Source organism: Streptomyces sp. NPDC051636 (assembly GCF_044453765.1).
Taxonomy (GTDB): domain Bacteria; phylum Actinomycetota; class Actinomycetes; order Streptomycetales; family Streptomycetaceae; genus Streptomyces.
In genome coordinates this window covers 115399-138415 of the sequence record NZ_JBITDA010000010.1, presented here as the reverse complement: position 1 = coordinate 138415, position 23017 = coordinate 115399, and the positions used below count along the sequence as shown (strand labels likewise).

The 23017-nt window shown below is 71.1% G+C and carries 21 protein-coding genes and 1 tRNA gene; 6 read left to right on the top strand and 16 right to left on the bottom strand.

Going from position 1 to position 23017, the window contains the following annotated elements; all coding sequences use genetic code 11:
* Positions 1 to 50: 50 nt before the first annotated feature.
* Positions 51 to 2282 (bottom strand): MMPL family transporter, encoded by a 2232-nt coding sequence (locus ACIBBH_RS19840; protein ID WP_399406264.1) that lies wholly within the window; start codon positions 2280 to 2282, stop codon positions 51 to 53.
* Positions 2283 to 2406: 124 nt separating this feature from the next.
* The gene (locus ACIBBH_RS19835) at positions 2407 to 3006 is read right to left on the bottom strand and encodes a TetR/AcrR family transcriptional regulator (protein ID WP_399406262.1); all 600 of its coding nucleotides are present in this window, start codon (positions 3004 to 3006) and stop codon (positions 2407 to 2409) included.
* Between the two features lie 179 nt (positions 3007 to 3185).
* On the opposite strand from ACIBBH_RS19835, the gene ACIBBH_RS19830 reads away from it, so the two are divergent.
* Positions 3186 to 6452 carry a S41 family peptidase gene (locus tag ACIBBH_RS19830; protein WP_399406260.1) on the top strand — a complete coding sequence of 1089 codons (3267 nt, stop codon included), beginning with the start codon at positions 3186 to 3188 and terminating at the stop codon, positions 6450 to 6452.
* 62 nt (positions 6453 to 6514) lie between these two features.
* On the opposite strand, the gene ACIBBH_RS19825 is transcribed toward ACIBBH_RS19830, so the two are convergent.
* From ACIBBH_RS19825 to ACIBBH_RS19810, 4 genes are all read right to left on the bottom strand, one after another.
* The gene (locus ACIBBH_RS19825; RefSeq protein ID WP_399406258.1) at positions 6515 to 6763 is read right to left on the bottom strand and encodes a hypothetical protein; all 249 of its coding nucleotides are present in this window, start codon (positions 6761 to 6763) and stop codon (positions 6515 to 6517) included.
* Between the two features lie 124 nt (positions 6764 to 6887).
* On the bottom strand, positions 6888 to 7772 hold the full coding sequence (locus ACIBBH_RS19820; protein WP_399406256.1) for an SDR family oxidoreductase: 885 nt from the start codon (positions 7770 to 7772) through the stop codon (positions 6888 to 6890).
* A complete protein-coding gene (locus ACIBBH_RS19815; RefSeq protein ID WP_399406254.1) occupies positions 7769 to 8692 on the bottom strand; it encodes an alpha/beta fold hydrolase in 924 nt (307 codons plus the stop codon). Before ACIBBH_RS19815 ends, ACIBBH_RS19820 begins: the two co-directional genes overlap by 4 nt.
* Positions 8689 to 10209 (bottom strand): flavin-containing monooxygenase, encoded by a 1521-nt coding sequence (locus ACIBBH_RS19810; protein ID WP_399406252.1) that lies wholly within the window; start codon positions 10207 to 10209, stop codon positions 8689 to 8691. Before ACIBBH_RS19810 ends, ACIBBH_RS19815 begins: the two co-directional genes overlap by 4 nt.
* Before the next feature lie 132 nt (positions 10210 to 10341).
* Here ACIBBH_RS19810 and ACIBBH_RS19805 point away from each other — a divergent pair, with 132 nt between their 5' ends.
* The gene (locus ACIBBH_RS19805) at positions 10342 to 10986 is read left to right on the top strand and encodes a MerR family transcriptional regulator (protein ID WP_399406250.1); all 645 of its coding nucleotides are present in this window, start codon (positions 10342 to 10344) and stop codon (positions 10984 to 10986) included.
* Here the strand turns inward: ACIBBH_RS19805 and ACIBBH_RS19800 are convergent.
* Entirely contained in the window at positions 10983 to 11786 is an 804-nt protein-coding gene (locus ACIBBH_RS19800; protein WP_399406248.1) for an exodeoxyribonuclease III, read from the bottom strand. The two genes, ACIBBH_RS19805 and ACIBBH_RS19800, sit on opposite strands and share 4 nt — an antisense overlap.
* An 86-nt stretch (positions 11787 to 11872) precedes the next feature.
* Between ACIBBH_RS19800 and ACIBBH_RS19795 the strand changes: the two genes are divergently transcribed.
* Complete coding sequence (locus tag ACIBBH_RS19795) at positions 11873 to 12349, top strand: GNAT family N-acetyltransferase (protein ID WP_399406246.1); 477 nt, start codon at positions 11873 to 11875, stop codon at positions 12347 to 12349.
* A 39-nt stretch (positions 12350 to 12388) separates the two neighbouring features.
* On the opposite strand, the gene ACIBBH_RS19790 is transcribed toward ACIBBH_RS19795, so the two are convergent.
* Positions 12389 to 12514, bottom strand: coding sequence for a hypothetical protein (locus tag ACIBBH_RS19790; RefSeq protein ID WP_399406244.1), 126 nt, complete (start codon positions 12512 to 12514; stop codon positions 12389 to 12391).
* A gap of 607 nt (positions 12515 to 13121) precedes the next feature.
* Here ACIBBH_RS19790 and ACIBBH_RS19785 point away from each other — a divergent pair.
* A complete protein-coding gene (locus tag ACIBBH_RS19785; protein ID WP_399406242.1) occupies positions 13122 to 13385 on the top strand; it encodes a hypothetical protein in 264 nt (87 codons plus the stop codon).
* Between the two features lie 81 nt (positions 13386 to 13466).
* Complete coding sequence (locus tag ACIBBH_RS19780; protein ID WP_399406240.1) at positions 13467 to 13823, top strand: tyrosine-type recombinase/integrase; 357 nt, start codon at positions 13467 to 13469, stop codon at positions 13821 to 13823.
* Positions 13824 to 13922: 99 nt separating this feature from the next.
* On the opposite strand, the gene ACIBBH_RS19775 is transcribed toward ACIBBH_RS19780, so the two are convergent.
* From ACIBBH_RS19775 to galU, 7 genes are all read right to left on the bottom strand, one after another.
* A tRNA-Ala gene (locus tag ACIBBH_RS19775) sits at positions 13923 to 13996 on the bottom strand.
* A gap of 92 nt (positions 13997 to 14088) precedes the next feature.
* Positions 14089 to 15285, bottom strand: coding sequence for a gephyrin-like molybdotransferase receptor GlpR (gene glpR, locus ACIBBH_RS19770; RefSeq protein WP_399406238.1), 1197 nt, complete (start codon positions 15283 to 15285; stop codon positions 14089 to 14091).
* Positions 15286 to 15434: 149 nt separating this feature from the next.
* Positions 15435 to 16037, bottom strand: a complete 603-nt coding sequence (locus ACIBBH_RS19765; protein ID WP_399406236.1) for a GNAT family N-acetyltransferase — start codon at positions 16035 to 16037, stop codon at positions 15435 to 15437.
* A 20-nt stretch (positions 16038 to 16057) separates the two neighbouring features.
* Positions 16058 to 16600, bottom strand: coding sequence for a molybdenum cofactor biosynthesis protein B (locus tag ACIBBH_RS19760; RefSeq protein WP_399406234.1), 543 nt, complete (start codon positions 16598 to 16600; stop codon positions 16058 to 16060).
* Positions 16597 to 17109 (bottom strand): cyclic pyranopterin monophosphate synthase MoaC, encoded by a 513-nt coding sequence (gene moaC, locus ACIBBH_RS19755; RefSeq protein WP_399406232.1) that lies wholly within the window; start codon positions 17107 to 17109, stop codon positions 16597 to 16599. Before moaC ends, ACIBBH_RS19760 begins: the two co-directional genes overlap by 4 nt.
* Before the next feature lie 85 nt (positions 17110 to 17194).
* Complete coding sequence (gene glp / locus ACIBBH_RS19750) at positions 17195 to 18517, bottom strand: gephyrin-like molybdotransferase Glp (protein WP_399406230.1); 1323 nt, start codon at positions 18515 to 18517, stop codon at positions 17195 to 17197.
* On the bottom strand, positions 18514 to 19425 hold the full coding sequence (gene galU, locus ACIBBH_RS19745) for a UTP--glucose-1-phosphate uridylyltransferase GalU (protein WP_399406228.1): 912 nt from the start codon (positions 19423 to 19425) through the stop codon (positions 18514 to 18516). The genes glp and galU overlap by 4 nt, the downstream gene beginning before the upstream one ends.
* 132 nt (positions 19426 to 19557) lie before the next feature.
* Here galU and ACIBBH_RS19740 point away from each other — a divergent pair, with 132 nt between their 5' ends.
* Positions 19558 to 20142: a 5-formyltetrahydrofolate cyclo-ligase gene (locus tag ACIBBH_RS19740; RefSeq protein ID WP_399406226.1), complete on the top strand. Its 585-nt coding sequence runs from the start codon at positions 19558 to 19560 to the stop codon at positions 20140 to 20142.
* Positions 20143 to 20206: 64 nt separating this feature from the next.
* On the opposite strand, the gene ACIBBH_RS19735 is transcribed toward ACIBBH_RS19740, so the two are convergent.
* On the bottom strand, positions 20207 to 23011 hold the full coding sequence (locus ACIBBH_RS19735; protein ID WP_399406224.1) for a penicillin acylase family protein: 2805 nt from the start codon (positions 23009 to 23011) through the stop codon (positions 20207 to 20209).
* Between the last annotated feature and the right edge of the window lie 6 nt (positions 23012 to 23017).

Sequence of the window (23017 nt, the reverse complement as noted above, 5' to 3'; positions counted from 1 at the left end):
GCGCGCCGTCCCCACGGCGCCCTCACCGGCGTTCTTGTCAGGAGCGGGCGTCAGACGCGTACCAGCTCCCGGTCCTCGTCCTCGTCGCCGTCCTTGGAGTGGGACCCGTCCCGCGTGCGCAGGCCCTCGCCCTCGACGTCGACGTTGGGCAGGGCGCGGTCCAGCCACTTCGGCAGCCACCAGGCCTTTTTGCCGAGGAGGGCGAGCACCGCCGGGACGAGGGCCATGCGGACGAGGAACGCGTCGAAGAAGACGGCGACCGCGAGGCCGAAGCCGATCATCTTGACCATCGACTCGCTGGAGCCGATGAAGCCGGAGAAGACCGCGATCATGATGACGGCCGCGGCCGTGACGACCCGCGCGCCGTGCTTGAAGCCGGTCACCACCGCCTGGCTCGGCTTCTCCCCGTGGACGTACGCCTCCCGCATCCGGGTCACGAGGAACACCTCGTAGTCCATCGCGAGGCCGAAGACGACGCCCACCATGAAGATCGGCATCATCGACATCACCGGACCGGTCTCCTCGACGCCCATCAGGCCGGACAGCCAGCCCCACTGGAAGACCGCGACCACCGCGCCGAGGGCCGCCATCACCGACAGCAGGAAGCCCAGGGCCGCCTTCAGCGGGACCAGGACCGAGCGGAAGACCACGATCAGGAGCAGGAACGCCAGGCCCACCACCAGGGCCAGGTACGGCAGCAGCGCGTCGTTCAGCTTCTGCGAGACGTCGATGTTCATCGCCGTCGCGCCCGTCACCAGGACCTTCGCGTCCGTGTCCGACGTGACGTCCGCGCCCTTGTCGCGGATGGCGTGGACGAGGTCCTCGGTGGTCGTCGAGGAGGGCTTGGAGTCGGGGATGACGGTGATCGTCGCGGTGTCGCCGGCCTTGTTGAAGGCCGCCGGGGTGACCGTCACGACGTCCTTGAGGCCCTTGATCTCGTCGCTCACCTTGGCGACGGCGGCCTTCGGGTCGGCGCTCGCCCTGGCGTCGGTCACCACCATCAGCGGGCCGTTGAAGCCGGGCCCGAAGCCCTTGGAGAGCAGGTCGTAGGCGCGGCGCTGCGTCGTGGACACCGGCTGGGAGCCGTCGTCGGGCAGGCCCAGTTCCAGGGACGCGGCGGGGACGGCCGCCGCGCCGAGGCCGATGACGCCGAGGAGGAGGACGGCGACCGGGCGGCGGACGACGAAGCTCGCCCAGCGCGTGCCCATGTTGGGCCGGGCCGCCTTCTTGGCACTCGCCGTGCGGCCACCGCCGAGCAGCTTGCTCTTCTCGCCGGCCGGCTTGACCTTGCGGCCCACGTAGCCCAGCAGCGCGGGGATCAGCGTCAGCGCGATCAGGACCGCGATCGCGACCGTGCCCGCCGCCGCCACGCCCATCTTCGTCAGCATCGGGATGTTGACCACCGACAGCCCGACCAGCGCGATGACCACGGTCAGGCCCGCGAAGACCACCGCCGAGCCCGCCGTGCCGACGGCCCGGCCGACCGCCTCCTCGCGCTCGCGCCCCGCGGCCAGTTCGGCGCGGTAGCGGGAGACGATGAACAGCGCGTAGTCGATGCCGACCGCGAGGCCGATCATCGAGGCGAGGGTGGAGGTGGTCGAGCCCAGGTCCAGGGCCTTGGCGAGCGCGGCGATCGTGGAGACGCCGATGCCCACGCCGATGATCGCCGTCAGCAGGGGCAGGCCGGCTGCGATCAGCGAGCCGAAGGTGATGACGAGGACGACGGCGGCGATGGCGATGCCGATGACCTCGCTGGAGCCGGTCTCGGGCGTGGCGTTCAGCGCGTCACCGCCGATCTCGACGGTGAGCCCGGCGTTCCGCGCGTCCTGCGCGGCCTCCTTGAGGGCGTCCCGCGAGGAGTCCTCCAGCTCCATGCCGGAGACCTTGTACTTGACCGACGCGTACGCGATCGTGCCGTCCTTGCTGACGGCCTTGCCGGTGTAGGGGTCGGCGACGGAGACGACCTCGGAGCCGTCGGAGAGCTCCTTCACCGTCTTCTTCACGGTCGCCTTGTTGCCGGCGTCCGTCATCTTCCCGCCCGCGGGCGCCTTGAAGACGACCCGCGCGGTCGCGCCGTCGGCGCTCATGCCGGGGAAGCGCTGTTCCAGCAGGTCGAAGGCCTTCTGGGCCTCCGTACCGGGGATGGAGAACGACGTGTTGCCGGCCGCGGGGGCACTCGCCGCGCCGACGCCCGCCAGGGTCAGCAGCGCCACCCATATCAGGGCGACGAAGTGCCGTCGCCTGAAGGCGAGTCGGCCGAGTTTGTAGAGGAACGTGGCCACGAGGGCGTACTCCCGGTCAGGTCGTGGGGTTCTTCAGGGCAGGGTTGACCATCCCTGTGGGTGGCAGGGGTGATCGGCCCGACGACGTGAGCGGTTGACGTCAGGTACTGCGGTGGGGATGGCTTCAGGCGGTGGGAACGCCCAGGGCGGGGAGGACCACGGCGTCGAAGTACGACAGGATGAAGGCCTGGGTCGGCGGCTGGTCCTCCAGCAGCGCCCGAGAGGCGAACGCGCCGATCAGCATCGGGACCAGGAAGTCCAGCGCCGGGCAGTCCGGCCGGATCTCGCCCCGGTCGACGGCACGCTGCAGGACGCGCCGGAACCCGGCCACCTCCGGCTCGACCAAGTGTTCCTTGAACGCCTGGCGCAGGTCCGCATTCTGATGCATCGCCATGGCCACGCCCCGCATCAGCGCGGAGTTCTGCTCCATCGTGCAGTCGTCCTCGCGGGCCGCGAGGGCGTGCAGGTCACCCCGGATCGAGCCGGTGTCGACCTCGTCGGCCAGGCCGGGCTTGGCGCGCTTCAGGGCCTTCACGACCAGCTCGGCCTTGCCGCCCCACTGGCGGTAGAGGGTGGCCTTGCTGGACCGGGTGCGGGCGGCCACGGCGTCCATGGTGAGGGCGTCGTAGCCGACTTCCCGGAGCAGGTCGAGCACGGCCGCGTACAACTCGGCCTCACGCTCGGGCGTGATCCGACTGCGGCGCACGGTGGCGGCCTCGGTCATCTCCCTCACCCTCCCGCTCCGAACGACTCGGTTGCGTACGTCGAACGCGTACGGGAAGAATGTAGCGCAAACGCCGTTCGAAACGAAACCGTTTCGTACGTGTCCTGGGTCACGCCTGCTCACGGCGGTGGCTTTTTTCACGAGTTGCTCCAGTGCGTCCCCGGCGAAAGTCTGGGGAGGTGAGCTATCTGCGCCTGCCGCATCTCAGCGGCGATCTCCTGTGCTTCGTGGCCGAGGACGACCTCTGGCTGGCCCCCATCGACGCGCCGGGCCGCGCCTGGCGGCTCACGGTCGACCGCACCAAGGCCGGACACCCGCGTTTCTCGCCCGACGGACGCCACATCGCGTACACGACCTGGCGCAGCCTGGTGCCCGAGATCCACCTGGTCGGGGTCGACGGCGGTCCGGCGCGCCAGCTGACCCACTGGGGCAGTCCGGACACCCAGGTCTGCGGCTGGGCCCCGCCCGACCCGGACGGGCACACCGACATCCTCGCCGTCGCCTCCCACGGTGAGCCCTTCTCGTACTTCACCTGGGCCTACAAGGTCTCCCCCGACGGAGACCCCGGCCGCAAGCTGCCCTGGGGCCCGGTCTCCGACATCCAGGTCGCCGACCTCGACGAGGGGCACAGAACGCTGCTGCTGACCGGCACCCCGCCACACGAACCGGCCGCCTGGAAACGCTACCGGGGCGGCGCCATGGGCCGGCTGTGGCTGCACGGGCAGCGGCTGCTGCCCGGCATCGGCGGGCACCTGCACTCCCCGATGTTCGCCGGCGGCCGGATCGCCTTCCTCTCCGACCACGAGGGCGTCGGCAACCTCTACTCCTGCGCCCACGACGGCTCCGACCTGCGCCGGCACACCGACCACGACGCCTTCTACGCCCGGCACGCCTCGAGCGACGGCACCCGGGTGGTCTACCAGTGCGCGGGCGACCTGTGGATCGTCGACGACCTGGCGGCGGACTCGGTGCCCCGCAAGCTGGACGTGCGCCTGTCCGGGCCGCGCGCGGGCCGCCGCACGTACCAGGTCCCGGCCGCCCAGCACGTGGACGGCATCTCGGTCGACGAGACGGGCCGGGCCAGCGCCGTCGTCGTACGCGGCAGCCTGTACTGGCTCACCCACCGGGACGGCCCCGCCCGTACGATCACGGACACACCCGGGGTACGCATCCGGCTCCCGGAGATGCTCGGCTCGACCGGGCAGGTCGCCTACGTCACCGACGCCGAGGGCGAGGACGCGATCGAGATCGCCCACCTGCCCCGCGCGACCGGCGACCGCGAGCCCCGCCGGCTGGCCTCCGGGCAGCTGGGCCGCGTCCTGGAGACGGCCTCCGACCCCGAGGGCGAGCGGCTGGCCATCGCCGCGCACGACGGGCGGCTGCTGCTGCTCGACGTGACCGACGAGCCCGATGGCTCCGGCGGCGAGGTCACCGAGCTGATCCGGTCCGTCAACGGCCCGGTGCGCGACCTCGCCTTCTCCCCGGACGGGACGTGGCTGACCTGGTCGCACCCGGGGATCGGCCGCACCCTGCGGCAGATCAAGATGGCCCGCACAAAGGACCGGCTGATCGTCGACGTCACCCATGGCCGCTTCGAGGACGAGAGCCCGGTGTTCACCCGGGACGGCCGCTACCTGGCCTTCCTGTCCTGGCGGGGCTTCGACCCGGTGTACGACGTGCACACCGGGGACCTGTCCTTCCCGCTCGGCTGCAAGCCGTACCTGGTCCCCCTGTCCTCGGCGACCCCCTCCCCCTTCGCCCTGAACCCCGAGGGCCGTCCGGCGGCCGGCGGCCTGGACCCGGTGGAGGACGAGGAGACCGGCGAGGGCGGCGCGGTGACCGTGGAGATCGAGGGCCTGGAGAACCGCGTGACCCCGTTCCCGGTCATCGCCTCCAAGTACTCCGCGCTGCAGCCGGTCGCGGGCGGCGGCCTGGTCTGGCTGCGCTGGCCGATCTCGGGCGCGCTCGGCGAGACCTTCGCGAACCCGGACGACACGACCGGCCGGCCGACGCTGGAGTACTTCACCATCACCAAGGCGAAGAAGTCCGAACTCGTCGGCCACCTCGACTGGTTCGCGGTGAGCGGCGACGGCACCCGGCTGGTCGTGGTCGACGAGGGCGACCTGCGCGCGGTGCCCTCCACCGAGTCCGGCGACGCCGACACGACGACCTGGATCGACGCGCGCCGGATCCTGCACTCGGTCGACCCGGCCGCCGAGTGGCGCCAGGCCTACGAGGAGGCGGGCCGCCTGATCCGGGCCTACTTCTGGGAGCCGGACATGTGCGGCATCGACTGGGACGGGGTGCTCGACCAGTACCGCCCGCTGGTCGAACAGGTCGCCTCCCCCGACGAGTTCGCCGACCTGCTCCGCGAGGTGCTGGGCGAGCTCGGCACCTCGCACGCCTACGTCAGCGCCGCCCGCCGCAACGAGGGCCCGCCGCACTACCAGCGCTGGCAGGGCCTGCTCGGCGCCAACTTCGTGCGCCGGGACGCCGGTTGGACGGTCAGGCGGATCCTGCCCGGCGATTCCTCCGACTCCAAGGCCCGCTCTCCGCTGGCCGGCACCGGCATCCGGGAGGGCGCGGTCCTGACCCACGTCGACGGCCGTCCCGTGGATCCGGTGGCGGGGCCGTACCCGCTGCTGGCGGGCTCGGGCGGTACGACGGTGGAGCTGACGTTCGCGCCGCCGGCCGGCGAGGAGGGCCCGGCCCGCCGGGTCGCCGTCGTCCCGCTGATCGACGAGCGGCCGCTGCGCTACCAGGACTGGGTCGCCAAACGCCGCGCCCTGGTACGGGAGTTGAGCGGCGGCAAGTGCGGCTATCTGCACATCCCCGACATGGGCGGCTCGGGCTGGGCCCAGTTCAACCGCGACCTGCGGATGGAGGTGTCCCGGCCCGCGCTGATCGTGGACGTGCGCGGCAACGCGGGCGGGCACATCAGCGAGCTGGTCATCGAGAAGCTGACCCGGACCATCCTCGGCTGGGACCTGACGCGGAACGCCCAGCCGGTGTCGTACACCTCCAACGCGCCCCGCGGGCCGGTGGTGGCGCTGGCCGACGAGGCGACCTCCTCCGACGGCGACATGATCACGGCCGCCTTCAAGCTGCTGAAGCTCGGGCCGGTGGTCGGGCAGCGCACCTGGGGCGGGGTGGTCGGGATGACCGGCCGGCACCGGCTGGGCGACGGCACGGTGATCACGGTGCCGATGAACGCGGCCTGGTTCGACGCCTACGGCTGGTCCGTGGAGAACCACGGCGTCGCCCCCGACGTGGAGGCGCTGCGCACCCCGCTGGACTGGGCGGAGGGGCGGTACGCGCAGCTGGCCGACGCGGTCGGGCTGGCGCTGGACCTGCTGGCCGCCGAGCCGGCGGCGACCCCGCCGGACCACCGGGACGTACCGGACCGGTCGCGGCCCAAGCTGCCGCCGCGCACGGCGGACACATGAGAAGGGAGACGTGAGGAGGGGCGCCCCTCGTCAGGGGCGCCCCTCCCGGTCAGGAGACCGCGTCAGGCGTCGTAGTCCTGGTTGAAGCGGTCGTCCATCTCCCGCTCGGTGTCGTCGATGTCCTGACGACCGCGCTCGCGCTGCTGCTGGCCACGCTGCGGGGACTGCTGCCCACGCTGCGGGGACTGCTGGCCGCGCTGCGGGGACTGCTGGCCGCGCTGGCCGGCCTTCTCACGGGCCTCGCCGAGCTTCTGCTTGCCCTGCTCCTGCATGTCGCGAGCCTTTTCCTGGAACTGGTCCTTCATACCCATGTGGGTTCACTCCCGTGGTGGGTGAGGGGGATTGGCCCCTCGATGGGGCCTCGACCAGATTCACACGGGCGGACACACTGCGCATTTCGATCATTAACGGTGCGTAACGGCCGCTGGTCCGGAGCTAGTTCCGCCGCACCGCCCGCTCCTGCTCGTCGGCCGCTCCGCCCGCGCCGACCAGGCCCGTCCGCATGCCCTGGAGCCGGGGCGCGAACCGCCGCATCTCGCGCCGGCCGACTGTGCCGATCAGGCCCGGCAGGTATCCGCGCACCCCCTGCATCCCGCGCAGCCACCACTGCCCGTACACATGGCCGGCCCGCCGCTCGATCCCGGCCACGATCCGGTCGACCGCCGGGCCCAGCGGATAGGTCTTGTTGGACGGCCACGGCAGCCGCTGCCTCAGCTCGCGCATGACCTCGTCCTGGTCGGCGCCGCGCACCATGTCCGTGTCGGTCCAGGAGAGGTAGGCCACGCCGACCCGCACGCCCTGGTGGCCGACCTCGGCGCGCAGGCTGTGCGCGTACGCCTCCACGCCCGACTTGGACGCGCAGTACGCCGTCATCATCGGCGCCGGGGTGATCGCGGCGAGCGAGGCCACCTGGAGCAGGTAGCCCCGGCTCTCGATCAGCACCGGCAGGAAAGCGCGGGCGGTCACCGCCGAGCCGATCAGGTTGACCTCGATCACCCGCCGCCAGGCCTCCGGGTCGGAGTCCAGGAACGGACCGCCGTTCGCCACCCCGGCGTTGGCGACGACGATGTCCACCTTGCCGAACCGCTCCTTGACCTCCCGGGCGACCCGCGCCATGGCCACGTGATCGGTGACGTCGGCGTACCAGTGGCCGCTGTCGCTGTGCAGCCGCCCGGAGACCTCCTTCAGCGCCTCCGGTTCCAGCCCGACCAGCGCCACCTTGGCCCCGCGCGCGGAGAGCTTGCGCGCGAGCAGCTCGCCGACTCCCCGCGCGGCTCCCGTGACCACCGCGACCTGCCCCTCGAGGCCGACCCTGCTCATGCGCCCTCCTTGACCGCGTCCGTCACGTATGCGGAGACCAGTTCCCGGATCGTCCCGGTCACCAGTTCCGGTGCCTCCACCGGCGTCATGTGCCCGACACCGGGCAGCTCGGTGCTCCCGACGCAGTGCGGCAACGCGGCCACCAGCGAGCGCGCGTGCACCGGTGGGGTCATCCGGTCCGCCGTGCCCACGACCACCGCTGTCGGCAGCCGCAACTCCCGTACGGCGTGGTCGAGATCGAGCGCGTCCAGCATCCGCGACCAGGCGTGCCGCACGGCGCGCGGGCAGGCGTGCACGATCCGCGCGCACGCCTCCACCATGTGCGGGGCCGAACCGGCGCCCATGGTGGCGTACTTGAGGATGCGCAGCGCGACCGGCGTGACCGGCCCCAGCGGGGCGCGCGAGCCCAGAATCCGCGCCGTGAGCCAGGTACGCACGCGCCCCGCGGGCAACGGCACCACCAGCGACTCGGCGACCAGCCGCGAACTGCCCGTACTGCACAGCAGGACGGCCGCCGCATGATCCCGGAAACGGGGGCGCGCCGAGGCGGCCAGCACCGTCATCCCGCCCATGGAGTGGCCCACGATCACGGCCTTCTCCCCCGGCGCGAGGGTCTTCGCGAGCACCGCCTCCAGGTCGTCCGCCAGCGCCTCGGTGGTGCAGGCGGGGCTCGCGGGACTGCGGCCGTGCCCGCGCTGGTCGTAGGCGATGACCCGGTGGTCCACGGCCAGCTCTCGGATCTGCGCCGCCCAGAACGCGGTCGAGCAGGTCCAGCCGTGGGCCAGGACGACGGGGGGCGCGTCGTCGGGGCCGTGCACCTCGACGTGCAGCCTGGCGCCGTCGGCGGAGACGGCCGTCAGCACGCGGTCGGGCGTGGGCGGGGCGTACGGGCCGAAGGCCACGTGGGTGAGGCGGCTCATGCGGTGACCTCGCTGGTCTCGGTAGGGGCGGTCGTCTCGAGGGCGGGCGGCCGGACCACCTGGTACTCCGCCAGGTCCACCCGCCGGGTCGCCCGGCGGAACTCCGTCGTCGTGCCCGGCCAGATGGTGGTGTTGCGGCCGCTCGCGTCCAGGTACCAGCTGGTGCAGCCGCCGGTGTTCCACACCGTGCGCTTCATCCGCTCCTGCACCTTGTCGTTCCAGGCGCGTACCGCGCCGGGGCGGGCGTCCAGGGCGACCCGGCCGCCGAGGACGTCGAGCTGCCTGACGAAGTCGGCCATGTAGTTCAGCTGGGACTCGATGATGAGAATCATCGAGGAGTTCCCCAGGCCGGAGTTGGGCCCGATGATCGTCATCCAGTTCGGGAACCCGGCGGCCGATGTCCCGCGCAGCGCCTGCATCCCGTCCTGCTTCCAGGCCTCGGCGAGGGTGACGCCCTCCGCCCCCACCACCCGCTCGGCGATGGGCAGGTCGGTGACGCGGAAGCCGGTGCCGAAGACGATCGCGTCGACCTCGGCCTCGCTGCCGTCGGCGGCCACCGCGGTCGAACCGCGCACCTCGACGAGCTCGCCGGTGACGACGTCGACGTTGGGGCGGGTGAGGGCCGGGTAGTACTCGCTGGACAGCAGGATCCGCTTGCAGCCGATGCGGTAGTCCGGGGTGAGCCTGGCGCGCAGGGCCGGGTCCTTGATCGCGCGGGCCATGTTGCGCTTGGCGAGCTGCTCGACCAGGCCGAGTTCGTCGGGATGCTTGGTGAACGCCTGGACCTGCAACTCGCGGATGCCCCAGAGCAGTCCGCGCCTGAGCCGGGTGGTGAACGGCAGGGAGCGGTGCAGCCGGCGCTCGACCCCGCTGATCGCCCGGTCCACGCGGGGCAGCACCCACGGCGGGGTGCGCTGGAAGAGGGTGAGCTTGCCGACCCGCGGCTGGATGGCGGGCACGATCTGGATCGCCGACGCCCCCGTCCCCACCACGGCGACCCGCTTGCCGGTGAGGTCGTAGTCGTGGTCCCAGCGGGCGGAGTGGAAGACCCTGCCCGGGAAGGAGTCCAGGCCCGGGATGTCCGGCACCTTGGGGTCGGACAGCGGCCCGGTCGCGGAGACGACGATGTCCGCCGACAGCGAGCCACCGGTCGTCTCGATGTCCCACCGCAGCTTGACGCTGTCCCAGGTCATCCGCTTCACCTCGGCCCCGAGGCGGATGTGGGGCCGGAGCCGGAAGACGTCCGCCACGTGCTCCAGGTAGCCGCGGATGTGCTCCTGCCCGGAGAAGGCGCGCGGCCAGTCGGGGTTGGGCGCGAAGGAGAAGGAATACAGATGGGAGGGCACGTCACAGGCGCACCCGGGATAGCTGTTGTCCCGCCAGGTGCCGCCGACGCTGTCGGCCCGCTCCAGGACGACGAAGTCGGTGATCCCCTCGCGGCGCAGCCGCACGGCCGCGCCCAGCCCGCCGAATCCCGACCCGATCACCGCCACCCGTACGTGCTCGTGTTCGGCCATCCCGAAGCCTCCAGGCATCGCGTTGAACTATGCCAGTGAACACTGGCGCAGTGGGACTGTAGAGCAGCTCCGTACTGATGGGTAGGGGGCGGGGCGAGGAAAGTAACCCCGGGTACGACATAGGGTGCGTGGGTGGCAGAGAAGCGTGAGTACCGCATGGAGGAGCTGGCCCGGCTGGCCGGCATCACAGTGCGCACGCTGCGCTTCTACCGCGAACGCAAGCTGATACCGCCGCCCCGCCGCGAGGGCCGCATCGCCTGGTACGACGACCACCACCTGGCCCGCCTGCGCACCATCGCGGCACTGCTGGAGCGCGGGCACACCCTGAGCGGCATCGCGGAACTCGCCGATGCCCTCGACCAGGGCCGCGACGTCGCCGACCTCCTCGGCGTCGGCGGCCCCACGGAGGAGGAGCCGGTCCGCCTCACCCCCGAGGAACTCGCCGCCCGCTTCGAGGGCCAGGTCACCCCCGAGAACCTCGCCGCCGCGATGGAGCTGGGCTACCTGGGCACCGACGGCGACCAGATCGTCCACATCAGCCGCCGCCTGCTGGACGTCTCCTCCGCCCTGGTCCGCGAGGGCATCCCGCTCGCCGAGGTCCTCGCCGTGGGCAAACGCGTCCGCGAACACGCCGACGCCCTCGCCGAACTCTTCACCGACCTCGTTCTGCGCCACGGCCCCGAGGAGGACCTGCGACGCCTGCGCCCGCTGGCACGGAGCGTGGTGGAGGCGGAGCTGTCACTGGCGCTGGACCGGCGGCAGCGGAAGCGGGACTAAAGGTCGTAGACCACCGTCACCGGCGCATGGTCGGACCAGCGCTCGGCGTGCGTGGCCGCCCGCTCCACGAAGCCCTTGACCGCCTTGGCCGCGAGTCCGGGCGTGGAGACGTGGTAGTCGATGCGCCAGCCTGAATCGTTGTCGAAGGCCCGCCCGCGATAGGACCACCACGAGTACGGCCCCTCCACCTCGGGGTGCAGGGCGCGGACGACGTCGACGTACCCGCCGTCGGCCGGGTCGAGGACGCTGCCGAGCCACTCCCGCTCCTCCGGCAGGAACCCGGAGTTCCTGGTGTTGGCGCGCCAGTTCTTCAGGTCGGCCCGCTGGTGGGCGATGTTCCAGTCGCCGACGACGAGCACCTCGCGCCCGTCGGCGGCGGCGCGCTCGCGCAGCCCCTTCAGGTAGCCGAGGAACTCGCCCATGAAACGGACCTTCTCGTCCTGCCGCTCGGTGCCGACCTCGCCAGAGGGGAGGTAGAGGGAGGCGACCGTGACGCCGGGCAGGTCGGCCTCGACGTACCGGCCGCTGGTGTCGAACTCGGCCGAGCCGAAGCCGATCTGGACGCGGTCGGGTTCGCGGCGGGTGTAGAGGGAGACGCCCGCGCGGCCCTTGGCGGCGGCGGGGGCGTGCACGACGTGCCAGCCGCCGGGCTGCCGTACGGCCTCGGGCAGTTGCTGCGGCTCGGCGCGCACCTCCTGCAGGCCCACCACGTCCGCCGAGGTGTCCGCGAGCCACTCCACGAAGCCCTTCTTCGCGGCGGCCCGCAGTCCGTTCACGTTCACCGAGGTCACAGTCAGCACCAGGGCACGATACCGGCACACTGGACGGGCTCCGTTTTCCGCGGTTCCCGACAGCCCCGACTATGTATGAATGTACGATACCCAGCATGAATATACGTCGCGTCCCCTTCGACCACCCCGACGCCGTCAAGCTCAACGACGAGGTCCAGGCCGAGTACCACCTGCGCTACGGCGACGGCGGTGACGCGACACCCCTCGACGCGTCGGACTTCAAGCCGCCGAGGGGCGTGTACCTGATCGCGTACGACGAGTACGACCGCCCGGTCGCCACCGGCGGCTGGCGCAGCCAGGACGCCAATGGCGAGGGCAACGAGGACGGCGACGCCGAACTCAAGCGCATGTACGTGGTCGGGGAGATGCGCGGCCGGGGCCTCGCCCGCCGTATGCTGACCGCCCTGGAGGACGACGCCCGCGCGGCCGGCCGCGTCCGCATGGTCCTGGAGACCGGCACCAAGCAGCCGGAGGCCATCGCCCTGTACGCCTCCAGCGGCTATGAGCCGTGCGCCAAGTTCGGCTACTACCGCCACTACGAGGACAGCCGCTGCTTCGCGAAGAAGCTGTAGCCGAACGTGGAGGGATGTCTCTCCCTCACCTGAGGGTGGTCAGCGCTCGGGCGCGAGCAGGGTCAGCCCGAGCAGTGCGGCGACGGCCAGCCCGGCCGGGACGGCGTACCACCATCTGCGCAGCCACTCGGCTATGACGAACCCGGGTGAGCAGGGCCGTGACAAACAGGGCCTCCTCCCGTTGCGTTCACTGCGCCGGACCCGGTCGGGGCACGAGCTGCTCGGCTGCAATCGTCCCGCAACGCGTCGCACCCAACGACGAGATCCGGGTCAGACGGTGACCGTCTGACCGGGATCTCGGGACCGATTCCCAGGTGCCCCGGGAACGGTGCTGCGTGGACCTGAGGGGATTTGAACCCCTGGCCCCCTCGATGCGAACTACGGGCGCGACGGTCAATGGGGTCCGCTCGCCTGGTCAGACGGTCATGTGGGGCTGCTGGCGGTTGACTCCGGTCGCGATGGTTGCTGTACCTCGCTGCTGTACAGCAGCGAACTGCGCGATGTACAACAACGCCATGACGACTCGACCGACACAGGCGATGTGGTGGGCTGAAATGGCAATCTGCTTTGCCGTGGCAGCCGCGACTCTCACGGCGATCGCCTGTCTGGGGCCGCTGGCAGCCGGGGGCCGCCACGTGACCCTGGACGTCGGGCTTTCGGGCAGGTGAGAGGTACGGCGCTTGCCAGGGGCGGCTGCTGAGCTTCACTCCCATGCTGCTTTGATCAGCGCGTGACTCCTGCTGATGAACCGACTGGCGACAGATCAGGACGGATGAGTCTTGCCGTCGTTTTCGGCGGGGCTTCCGTAGCGTTCTGGTTCTGCTGCCCGTTCTGGATGCTCGTCTGGTTGCTGGCCTTGCCGCTGGGCCTGACGGGCCTTGTCCGGGGTTCCGTCGAATACCGCGCCGCCTCGCGTCAAGGCGCGAGCCGCGCTCAGCCTCTGACCGGCCTGGTGCTCTCATCCGTCGGGACAGTGGCTGCGGTCGCATACATGATCTTTGTCTTCACGCATCCGGACCTGCCGATTCAGGAGTAGGTCGGCGGAGCGGCTTCGGGCGGGAGCTGCCATGGGGCGAGTGATCATGGACCCGTAAGCTGATGGCGAGTCGGGCAGTCTGTGGACCTGCTCTGCGTCGCGGCCCTCCAGCTGCGGCGGAAGGAGCAGGAGCTTTCCCGGCAGGCGGCTGGTGAGCTGTGGACGGCCAACGACTTCGTGTTCACCACGCGCTACGGGACGCCGTTCGAACCGCGCAACTTCAACCGCCGGTTCATGGACCGCTCCGCCCGCGCCGGCGTCCGCCGCATCCGGCTGCACGACACTCGGCACACCTGCGGCTCGCTGCTCGCCGCCCTCGACGTTCATCCCCGCATTGCCATGCAGATCCTTCGGCACAGCAAGATCGCAGTGACCATGGAGGTGTACACGCACGTCCCGTCCGAGGCGACTCGGCGGGCACTGCGGAAGCTGGGCTAGCACCTGGGGAAGCAAGATCCGAAGTAGTTGCTGTACTTCGCTGCTGTACGACACGTCAAAGCCCCGGTCGGGAGATCCCTACCGGGGCTTTGAGCTGCGTGGACCTGAGGGGATTTGAACCCCTGGCCCCCTCGATGCGAACGAGGTGCGCTACCGGACTGCGCCACAGGCCCTTGCAACGAGTGAAACTTTAGCATCCCCGTCGGGGTGCTTGGAAATCCGTTTCTCGACTGGTCAGAGGGGGGGCCGGCGGGTGTGGCGGCCGTCACTCGTTGGCCGCGCGGGGCCGGTCGCCGTCCTCGTACTGGTCGAAGAGCGGGGTGCGTCCGCGCTCGCGGGCCCGGCGCGCGGAGGCGGCGCGGCGGGCGTCGGTGCGGCCGTCGGCGGCCGGTCTGTCCTCGGCGTCGTGCGTGGGCTCGCCCGCCTCCGGCTCGCGCGCGGCGGCCTGCGCCTCCTGCTCGGGCGCGACCGGGCTGGACCGCGCCGAGCTCCAGGTGTCGGGCGCTCCCAGGTCCACGTCGGAGGTGGCCCGCGGCGCGACGGGAGCGGTCACGTACGTCGGCAGCGGCACCGGTACCGGGTCCCAGCTGTCCCCGTGTCCGGGCCGGCGCTGACGCTCGCGCTGCTGGTCGACCCACTCGGCGTGGTCGGTCTGCTCGACGAGGGCGCGGCGGTCCGCGGCGAGCGCGGACAGTCCGGGGGCGGTCTCCGACTCGCTGCCCTCGTCAGGTTGCGGAGCGCCGGCACTTGCATCCAGGGGCGCGCGCCGGCGCGGCTGGCGCTCGCGCAGCCGCTGGGCCGCGGCCTCGGCCCGGCGCCGGTCCATCTGGTAGGCGAAGCGGCGGCGTTCCTGGGCGCGCAGGTAGACGATGTACGCGCTGAGCAGGACGGCGGGTAGACCGGGCGCCCACAGGAACGCGAGCCCGCCGACGGCGGCGACGATCGCGCCGAGCGTGAACGCCAGGAAGAGCATGACGGTGGTACGGCGACGGCGCGCGAGCACCTTCGAGCGCCGGGCGCGTGCCGCGGCCGCCTCGGTGGAGGGCGCGCGCCGCGGGGCAGGCACCCGCTTGGGCGAGGAGGCGGGTGCGGGGGTGGACCTGGGCGGGGGCGTGACCGTCTGGTCGCGTGCCGGTTCCGGACGCTCGGGAGCCTCCGGCTCGGTCTCCGCCCGTACCTGCCGACGGGTCGGCGGCATGGCGAAGGCCCGGACGTCCACCGAGTCGGTGGCGGCGTCCGGAGCGTCGACGTCGTACTCCCCCTCTTGGGCGGAGCGCGCCCGCAGGTCCCTGGCGTACCGACGCTCCATTCCCGCCCGTCCGGACAGCAGCCGGATGGCGGTGCTGAAGCGTTCCGTCGGACGGGCCTCGTTCAGCTCGTCCTGCCTACGGAGCCACATGGGCACCAAGTAGGCGGCCCAGGCCCCGACAATGACTGCGTAGATGAGGCCGCTGCTGCTCACGCCTCACACGGTAGAGGGGTTTGCGTGAGGCCATCCGCCAATTGGGCCGGTGTGTCGCACGATCTGGCTGATATTTCCAGCTTTTCTTGCGCCCGATGCGATGAACCGATCGATTTCGAACGGTTATTCGATTTAATCTCGGTCTTCATTCAATTGGAGGCGTTCCGCGAGCGTGCTCGCCGCCAGCGGCTCAGCAGACCCTCCGGCACCTCTTCCGCGGTGAGCGCGAAGACGAGGTGGTCGCGCCAGGCTCCGTCGATGTGGAGATAACGCGGTCTGAGCCCCTCTTCGCGGAATCCGAGTTTCTCCACGACCCGGCGGCTGGGCCCGTTCTCGGGGCGAATGCAGACCTCGATGCGGTGCAGTCCGACGGTGCGGAAACAGTGGTCCACGACGAGCGCCACGGCCGTCGGCATCACCCCGCGGCCGGCCACCGCCTCGTCCACCCAGTAGCCGATGTGCCCCGAGCACATCGAGCCCCAGGTGATCCCGGCGACCGTCAACTGGCCGACCAGTTGCCCCTGGTACTCGATGACGAACGGCAGCATCCGGCCCGCGTTCGCCTCCGACCTGAGGTGCCGGACCATCTGCCGGTACGTCGGCCGGTGCGCGACCGGCCCGGTGGGCGTGGGCGGCGGAATGGTCGCCTCCCAGGGACGCAGCCAGTCCCGGTTGCGCCGGTTCACCTCGCGCCACGCCCGCTGGTCGCGCAGCCTTATCGGCCTCAGGACGATGTCGCCGTCCGTCAGCACGGCGGGCCAGGATGGGCCGTTCAGCTCGCACCCCCACTACTGGCGCCGGGTCTGGGATGGTCGCCGCCGCGGATCTGGTCGACGGCGTGCACCAGGAGGGGTTCCAGGACGGCCAGTCCGTCCTTCACCCCGCCCGTGGAGCCCGGCAGATTGACGATCAGCGTGCCGCCCGCCACCCCCGCCAGGCCCCGCGAGAGCGCCGCGGTCGGCACCTTCTCCCCGCCGAACGCCCGGATCGCCTCCGCGATGCCCGGCACCTCGTACTCGATCACCCGGCGGGTCGCCTCGGGCGTGCGGTCGGTGGGCGAGATACCGGTGCCGCCGGTGGTCACGACGACGTCGTACCCCGCCTCGACGGCCGCGCGCAGGGCCGCCTCCACCGGATCGCCGTCCGGGACGACCTGCGGCCCGTCCACGGCGAAGCCGGAACGCTTCAGGCCGTCGGCGGCCAGCGGGCCGCCCTTGTCCTCGTAGACCCCGGCGGCGGCCCGGTTGGAGGCGGTGACCACCAGCGCGCTGTACGGCGCGAGCAGCGCACCGCCGGTCGGGGCGTCAAGGGTCATGCCCGGCTCCAGTCGCCCGACTTGCCGCCCGTCTTCTCCTCCACCCGTACGTCCGTGATGACCGCTCCCTTGTCGACCGCCTTGACCATGTCGATCACGGTGAGCGCGGCGACCGACACCGCGGTGAGGGCCTCCATCTCGACACCCGTACGGTCCGTGGTCTTCACCGTGGCCTGGATCTCGACGGCGTCGTCCGCGACCGACAGTTCCAGTTTCACACCGGACACCGACAACGGGTGGCACAGCGGGATCAGATCCGGGGTGCGCTTGGCCCCCATGATCCCGGCGATGCGCGCAGTGGCGAGGGCGTCGCCCTTGGGCACCCCCTCACCGCGCAACAGTTCGACCACGCGCGGGGAGACGAGAACGCGGCCGCTGGCGCGGGCGGTGCGGGCGGTCACGTCCTTGTCCGACACGTCGACCATGCGGGCCGCGCCCGCCTCGTCGATGTGCGTCAGTCGGTCCTGCACAGGGGGTCCGGGGGTCTCCCCCCGGGAAGGCACTGTCATGGTGTGTGGCGCTCCCGGTCCGGGCCCGTCGCGGTGCGGCGCACGGGCCTGTTGTGCGCGACACGGTACCGCCAACCAGCGCCGCTCAGCCGAGCAGGACCGCCTCGACCTCCGAGCCGGGCTCGACGCTCTCCACGTCCTCGGGGACGACGATCAGCGCGTCGGCCTGGGCCAGGGCCGCGACCAGGTGGGATCCGGCGCCGCCCACGGGCGTCACCTCACCGTCGGCGTAGGAGCCGCGCAGGAACTGCCGGCGCCCCTTCGGCGAGCTGAGCGCCTTGTCCGTCTTCAGGACCGCCCTGGTCGTGGGCCGGTGGACGTCCTCCAGCCCCATCAGCGTGCGGATGGCGGGGCGGACGAACAGCTCGAAGGAGACGTACGAGGACACCGGGTTGCCCGGCAGAGCCAGCAGCGGTGTGTGGTCGGGGCCGATGGAACCGAAGCCCTGGGGCTTGCCGGGCTGCATGGCGAGCTTGCGGAACTCCACCCCGGCGCCCGGTTCGTCCTCGTCGCCGACGTGCGACAGCGCCTCCTTGACCACGTCGTACGCCCCGACGCTCACGCCACCCGTGGTGACCAGCAGGTCGGCGCGGATGAGCTGGTCCTCGATGGTGGAGCGGAGGGTCTCGGCGTCGTCGACGACGGCGCCCACCCGGTAGGCGATCGCGCCGGCGTCCCGGGCGGCCGCGGTGAGGGCGAAGCTGTTGGAGTCGTAGATCTGCCCGCTGCCCAGCTGCTCGCCGGGCTGGACGAGTTCGCTGCCGGTGGACAGCACCACCACGCGCGGGCGCGGGCGCACCCGGACCGTGCCGCGGCCGATCGCGGCGAGCAGCGCGATCTGCGGCGGGCCGAGGACGGTGCCGGCCTCCAGAGCGCGGTCCCCGGCCTGCACATCGCTGCCCTGGGGCCGCACGTGCGCGCGTGCCTCCGCCGGGCGGTACACGCGCACATGCCCGGTGGCGCCCTCGGGGGCCAGGCTGCGGGCGCGCATCCCGCCGACCGGGCCCTGGCCGAGCCCGCCGTCGGTCCACTCCACGGGGACGACGGTCTCGGCTCCGGGCGGCAGCGGGGCACCGGTCATGATGCGGGCGGCCTGCCCCGGCCCGACCGGGGTCAGCTCGGCCGCGCCCGCCGCGACGTCCCCTACGACGTCGAGGACGGCCGGGAACTCCTCGCTCGCGCCCGCGACGTCCGCGACCCGTACCGCGTACCCGTCCATGGAGCTGTTGTCGAACGGCGGCAGGGAGACCGGCACCGTGACGTCGTCGACCAGGACGCACCCCTGCGCGTCGAGCAGTTGCAGCTCGATGGGTTCGAGGGGGCGGACGGTGGCGAGGATGTCCGCCAGGTGCTCGTCCACCGACCACAGGTGGTCCGGGCCGGCGGGACTGGTCGCGGCGCTGCTCACCGTTGCTGCATCTCCTCGGCTACGTAACTGCGAAGCCAGGTCCGGAAGTCCGGGCCCAGGTCTTCACGTTCGCATGCGAGTCTGACAATGGCACGCAGATAGTCGCCACGGTCGCCGGTGTCGTAGCGGCGGCCCTTGAAGACGACGCCGTGCACCGGGCCGCCGACCTTCTCGTCCTCGGCCATCTGCTGGAGGGCGTCGGTCAGCTGGATCTCGCCGCCGCGGCCGGGCTCGGTCTTGCGCAGGATGTCGAAGACGTGCGGGTCGAGGACGTACCGGCCGATGACCGCGTAGTTCGACGGGGCATCCGCCACGTCCGGCTTCTCCACCAGGCCGGTCACCTTCACGACATCGCTGTCCTGAGTGGGTTCGATGGCGGCGCACCCGTAGAGGTGGATCTGCTCGGGGGCGACCTCCATGAGCGCGATCACGCTGCCGCCGTGCTGCTCCTGGACATCGATCATGCGCTTCAGGAGCGGGTCGCGCGGGTCGATCAGGTCGTCACCGAGCAGGACCGCGAAGGGCTCCCGGCCGACGTGCGGGGCGGCGCACAGGACGGCGTGGCCAAGGCCCTTGGGGTCGCCCTGGCGGACGTAGTGCATGGTCGCGAGGTCGCTGGACTCCTGCACCTTGGCGAGCCGGTCGGCGTCACCCTTCTTCTGCAGAGCCGACTCCAGCTCGTAGTTGCGGTCGAAGTGGTCCTCCAGCGGGCGCTTGTTGCGTCCCGTGACCATGAGGACGTCGTCGAGCCCCGCCGCCACGGCCTCCTCGACCACGTACTGGATCGCGGGCTTGTCCACGACCGGCAGCATCTCCTTGGGAGTGGCCTTGGTGGCCGGCAGGAACCGGGTGCCGAGGCCTGCTGCGGGGATGACAGCCTTGCTGATCCTGGGGTGCGACTGAGTCATGCCGCAACCTTATCCGGTGCCTTTGTAGGGAAACTGCAGCTCCGGCCATTTGAATCTCATATGAGCACATTGAGGAAGGTGCGGGTGCGACCTGTGGACCATGACGGACGCGCGGCCGATCCTGACAAGCGAATGTTGCGGCGAGAGTTCCTCGCGGTGAGGAACAGGTTGACGCCCGATGACGTGCGGGAAGCCGCCGGCGCGCTGGCCCGGCGCGCCCTGGAGCTGCCCGAACTGGCGCGTGCGCGCACGGTGGCGGCGTACGTCTCCGTAGGGAGCGAACCCGGCACGCTCGCGCTGCTGGACGCGCTGCGCGCGCGGGGCGTGCGGGTGCTGCTCCCCGCGCTCCTGCCGGACAACGACCTGGACTGGGGCGTGTACACCGGTGAGGGCTCCCTCGCCCGCGTCCAACACGGCGGGAAGATGGCGTTGTTCGAGCCCTCCGGCGAGCGCCTCGGCCCGGACGCCGTGACGGCCGCCGACGCCGTCCTGCTGCCCGGGCTCGCGGTGGACGGCCGCGGGATGCGACTGGGGCGCGGCGGAGGGTCGTACGACCGCGTGCTGGCCCGTCTGGAGCGCGCGGGCGCGGATCCCGCGCTGGTGGTGCTGCTGTACGACTCGGAGGTGGTCGAGCGGGTCCCCGAGGAGCCGCACGACCGGCCGGTGCACGCGGTGGTGACGCCGTCGGGGGTGCGGCGCTTCCGGCGGGCCGCATGAGCCTCACGAAGAAATGGCCCTCCACGTGCGTGGAGGGCCATTGCGGTGCCGTGCCGTCAGCGGCTCACGGCTTCAGCACGAGGGTGTCGCTGGTGCTGCCGTCGACCGCCTTGTCCGAGAACGACCACGGCAGCAGCTCACCCTTGGCCCACTTGCCGGTCTGGTCGGTGTAGTGGGCGCTGTAGGCGTGCCCGGAGGCGCCGGTGAGGTTGATCCACTTCGACTTGTCGAGGTCGTCCAGGTTGACCACCATCCGCATCGACGGCACCCACACCACGCCGTAGCCGCCGGCCGCGTTCCAGCCGCTCGCGTTGACCGTCGCCTCGCCGCCGCTGAGCTTCCAGGGGCCGCGGTTGAGGACGTACTTGATGATGCCGGGGCCCTCGGTGCCCAGGGTCTGGTTCTTCAGGAACAGGCGGTGCAGGCGGCCCCAGCTCCAGGAGTCGATGTCCTTGCCGAGCTTGGCGGTCAGCTCCCAGCGGGCGTCGATCAAGGCACGCCTGAACAGCTCGTCACGGTTGTCCGCCTCCGGACGGGTGCCCGACTTGGGCGTCTTCCACCAGTCGCTGTCGGGCTTGTCCATCAGGTCGCGGACCACCTCGAACCAGCGGTCGCCGCCGTCCGGCTGCGCCTGGTCGGCGTCGCGCTCCCCGCACTCGCGCACCTCGGTGTCGTCGTCCACCGGGCCGGTGCTGTCGATCTTGTCCACCCACAGGCACTGGCCCTTGACCCGCAGCTCCTTGGGCATCTTGTTGCCGAAGGCCAGCTTGAGGATGTTGCGCCAGACAGCGTTGAAGTAGGCGGCCGCCGCGGAGTCGGCCTCCTGGGTGTAGTCCCAGCCCTCCAGCAGCTTCTGCGCCTCGCGGACGTCCTTGTCGTCGAGGTTGATCTTCAACAGCTTGGGCACCAGCAGCTTGGCGATCTCGCTGCTGTTGTCCATCTGCATCTGACGCATGTCGTCGGTGGAGATCTTGCCGCCGCCCTTGATCTTCGACTCGATCAGGTCGGTGATGCGCTGGCTGCGGGTGCCGTAGGCCCAGTCGGTGGTGAGCGTGTAGGGGTACTTGGCCTTGTCGGCCACGGCCTGGTTGGCGGTGACGATGTAACCGCGCTCGGGGTCGTACTCGTGGGGCAGCTCGTCCTGCTTGATGTAGCCGGTCCACTTGTACTTGGGGTCCCAGCCCGGCGCGGGGATGGATCCGTCGTCGCCGTCCGCGCGCGTGGGGATCCTCCCTGGCAGCGTGTAGCCGATGTGCTTCTTGGTGTCGGCGTAGACCAGGTTCTGCGAGGGCACGTCGAACAACGCGGCCGCCGAGCGGAAGTCGCCCCAGTCCGCCGCCTTGTCCATGGCGAAGACGGCGTCCATGGAGGTGCCGGGCTGCAGGGCGGTCCACTTCAGGGCGATGCCGTAGCCGTCGCCCCGGTCGGGCGCGGCGGTGTCGACGGTGGCCTTCTTGCCGACCTTGACGAGTTCGTCGTCGCGGTCGGACAGCAGGGGCATCCCGTCGTTGGTCTGCCGGACGACGATCTTCTTGGCCGTCCCGCCGGCGACCTTGATGGTCTCCTCGCGGGTCTTGAAGGGCCGGACCTTGCCGTCGTACAGGTAGCCGTCGCCGCTGAGCTTCTCCAGGTAGAGGTCGGTGACGTCGACCCCGGAGTTGGTCATGCCCCAGGCGATGTCCGCATTGTGGCCGATTATCACACCGGGCATGCCCGCGAAGGTGTAGCCGGTCACGTCGTACTGGCACTTGGCGGAGACGCTCCTGCAGTGCAGGCCCATCTGGTACCAGACGGAGGGCAGCGAGGCCGACAGGTGCGGGTCGTTGGCCAGCAGGGGCTTGCCGGTGATGGTGTACTTCCCGGCGACCACCCAGGAGTTGGAGCCGATGCCCTGGCCGTTCACGCCGACGGCCGTGGGGACGTCGTCCAGGACGTTGTAGAGGCCCTCCAGCTGGCTCGTGAGGGCCGAGCCCGACGCGGACGAGGTGGAGGACGCCGAGGACCCGGTGGCGCCTGTCGTGCCCGTCGTGCCGGTCGTCCCCGTGGTGCCGGCCGCCCCCTGCGTGCCGCTCGTACCGCTGCCCTGCTCGAACGTCTTGGTGAGCTCGTTGTACTGGCCCTCCTGGACGATCGCCTTGTTGCGGCTGTACGGGTAGTCCGGGTACAGGTCGGCGATCTGCTGGGGACCGAGGCGGCTGGTCATCAGGGCGCGGTCGATCTCCTCCTGCATGTTGCCGCGCAGGTCCCAGGCCATCGCCTTCAGCCAGGAGACCGAGTCGACCGGGGTCCACTTCGCCGGCTTGTAGTCGTTGGTGAAGCCCAGGGCCGCGTACTCCAGGGAGATGTCCTTGCTCTCCTTGCCCTGGAGGTAGGCGTTGACCCCCTTGGCGTACGCCTGGAGGTACTTCTTGGTGGAGGCCGACAGCTTGGTGTCGTACTCCTCCCGGGCCACGCGGTCCCAGCCCATGGTGCGCAGGAACTCGTCGTTCTTGACCTGGCCCTTGCCGAACATCTCCGACAGGCGCCCGGAGGTCATGTGGCGGCGCACGTCCATCTCGTAGAACCGGTCCTGCGCCTGCACGAAGCCCTGCGCCATGAACAGGTCCTCGTCGGACGAGGCGTAGATCTGCGGGATGCCGTTGCCGTCCCGCTTGACGTCGACGGGCCCGGAGAGGCCGTCGAGCGTGAGGGAACCCGTGGTCTGCGGGAAGGAGGCGCGGACGGTGCTGATGGACCAGTAGGCCCCGTAGGCGATGCCTCCGATGATGGCCAGCACCAGTACGAGCACGATCAGACGGGCTTTGCGCCCCTTCTTCCTGCCGGACTTGCCGGGCTTGTCACCCGTTGAGGCGGTGGTGTTGGGGGGCATCGCTGT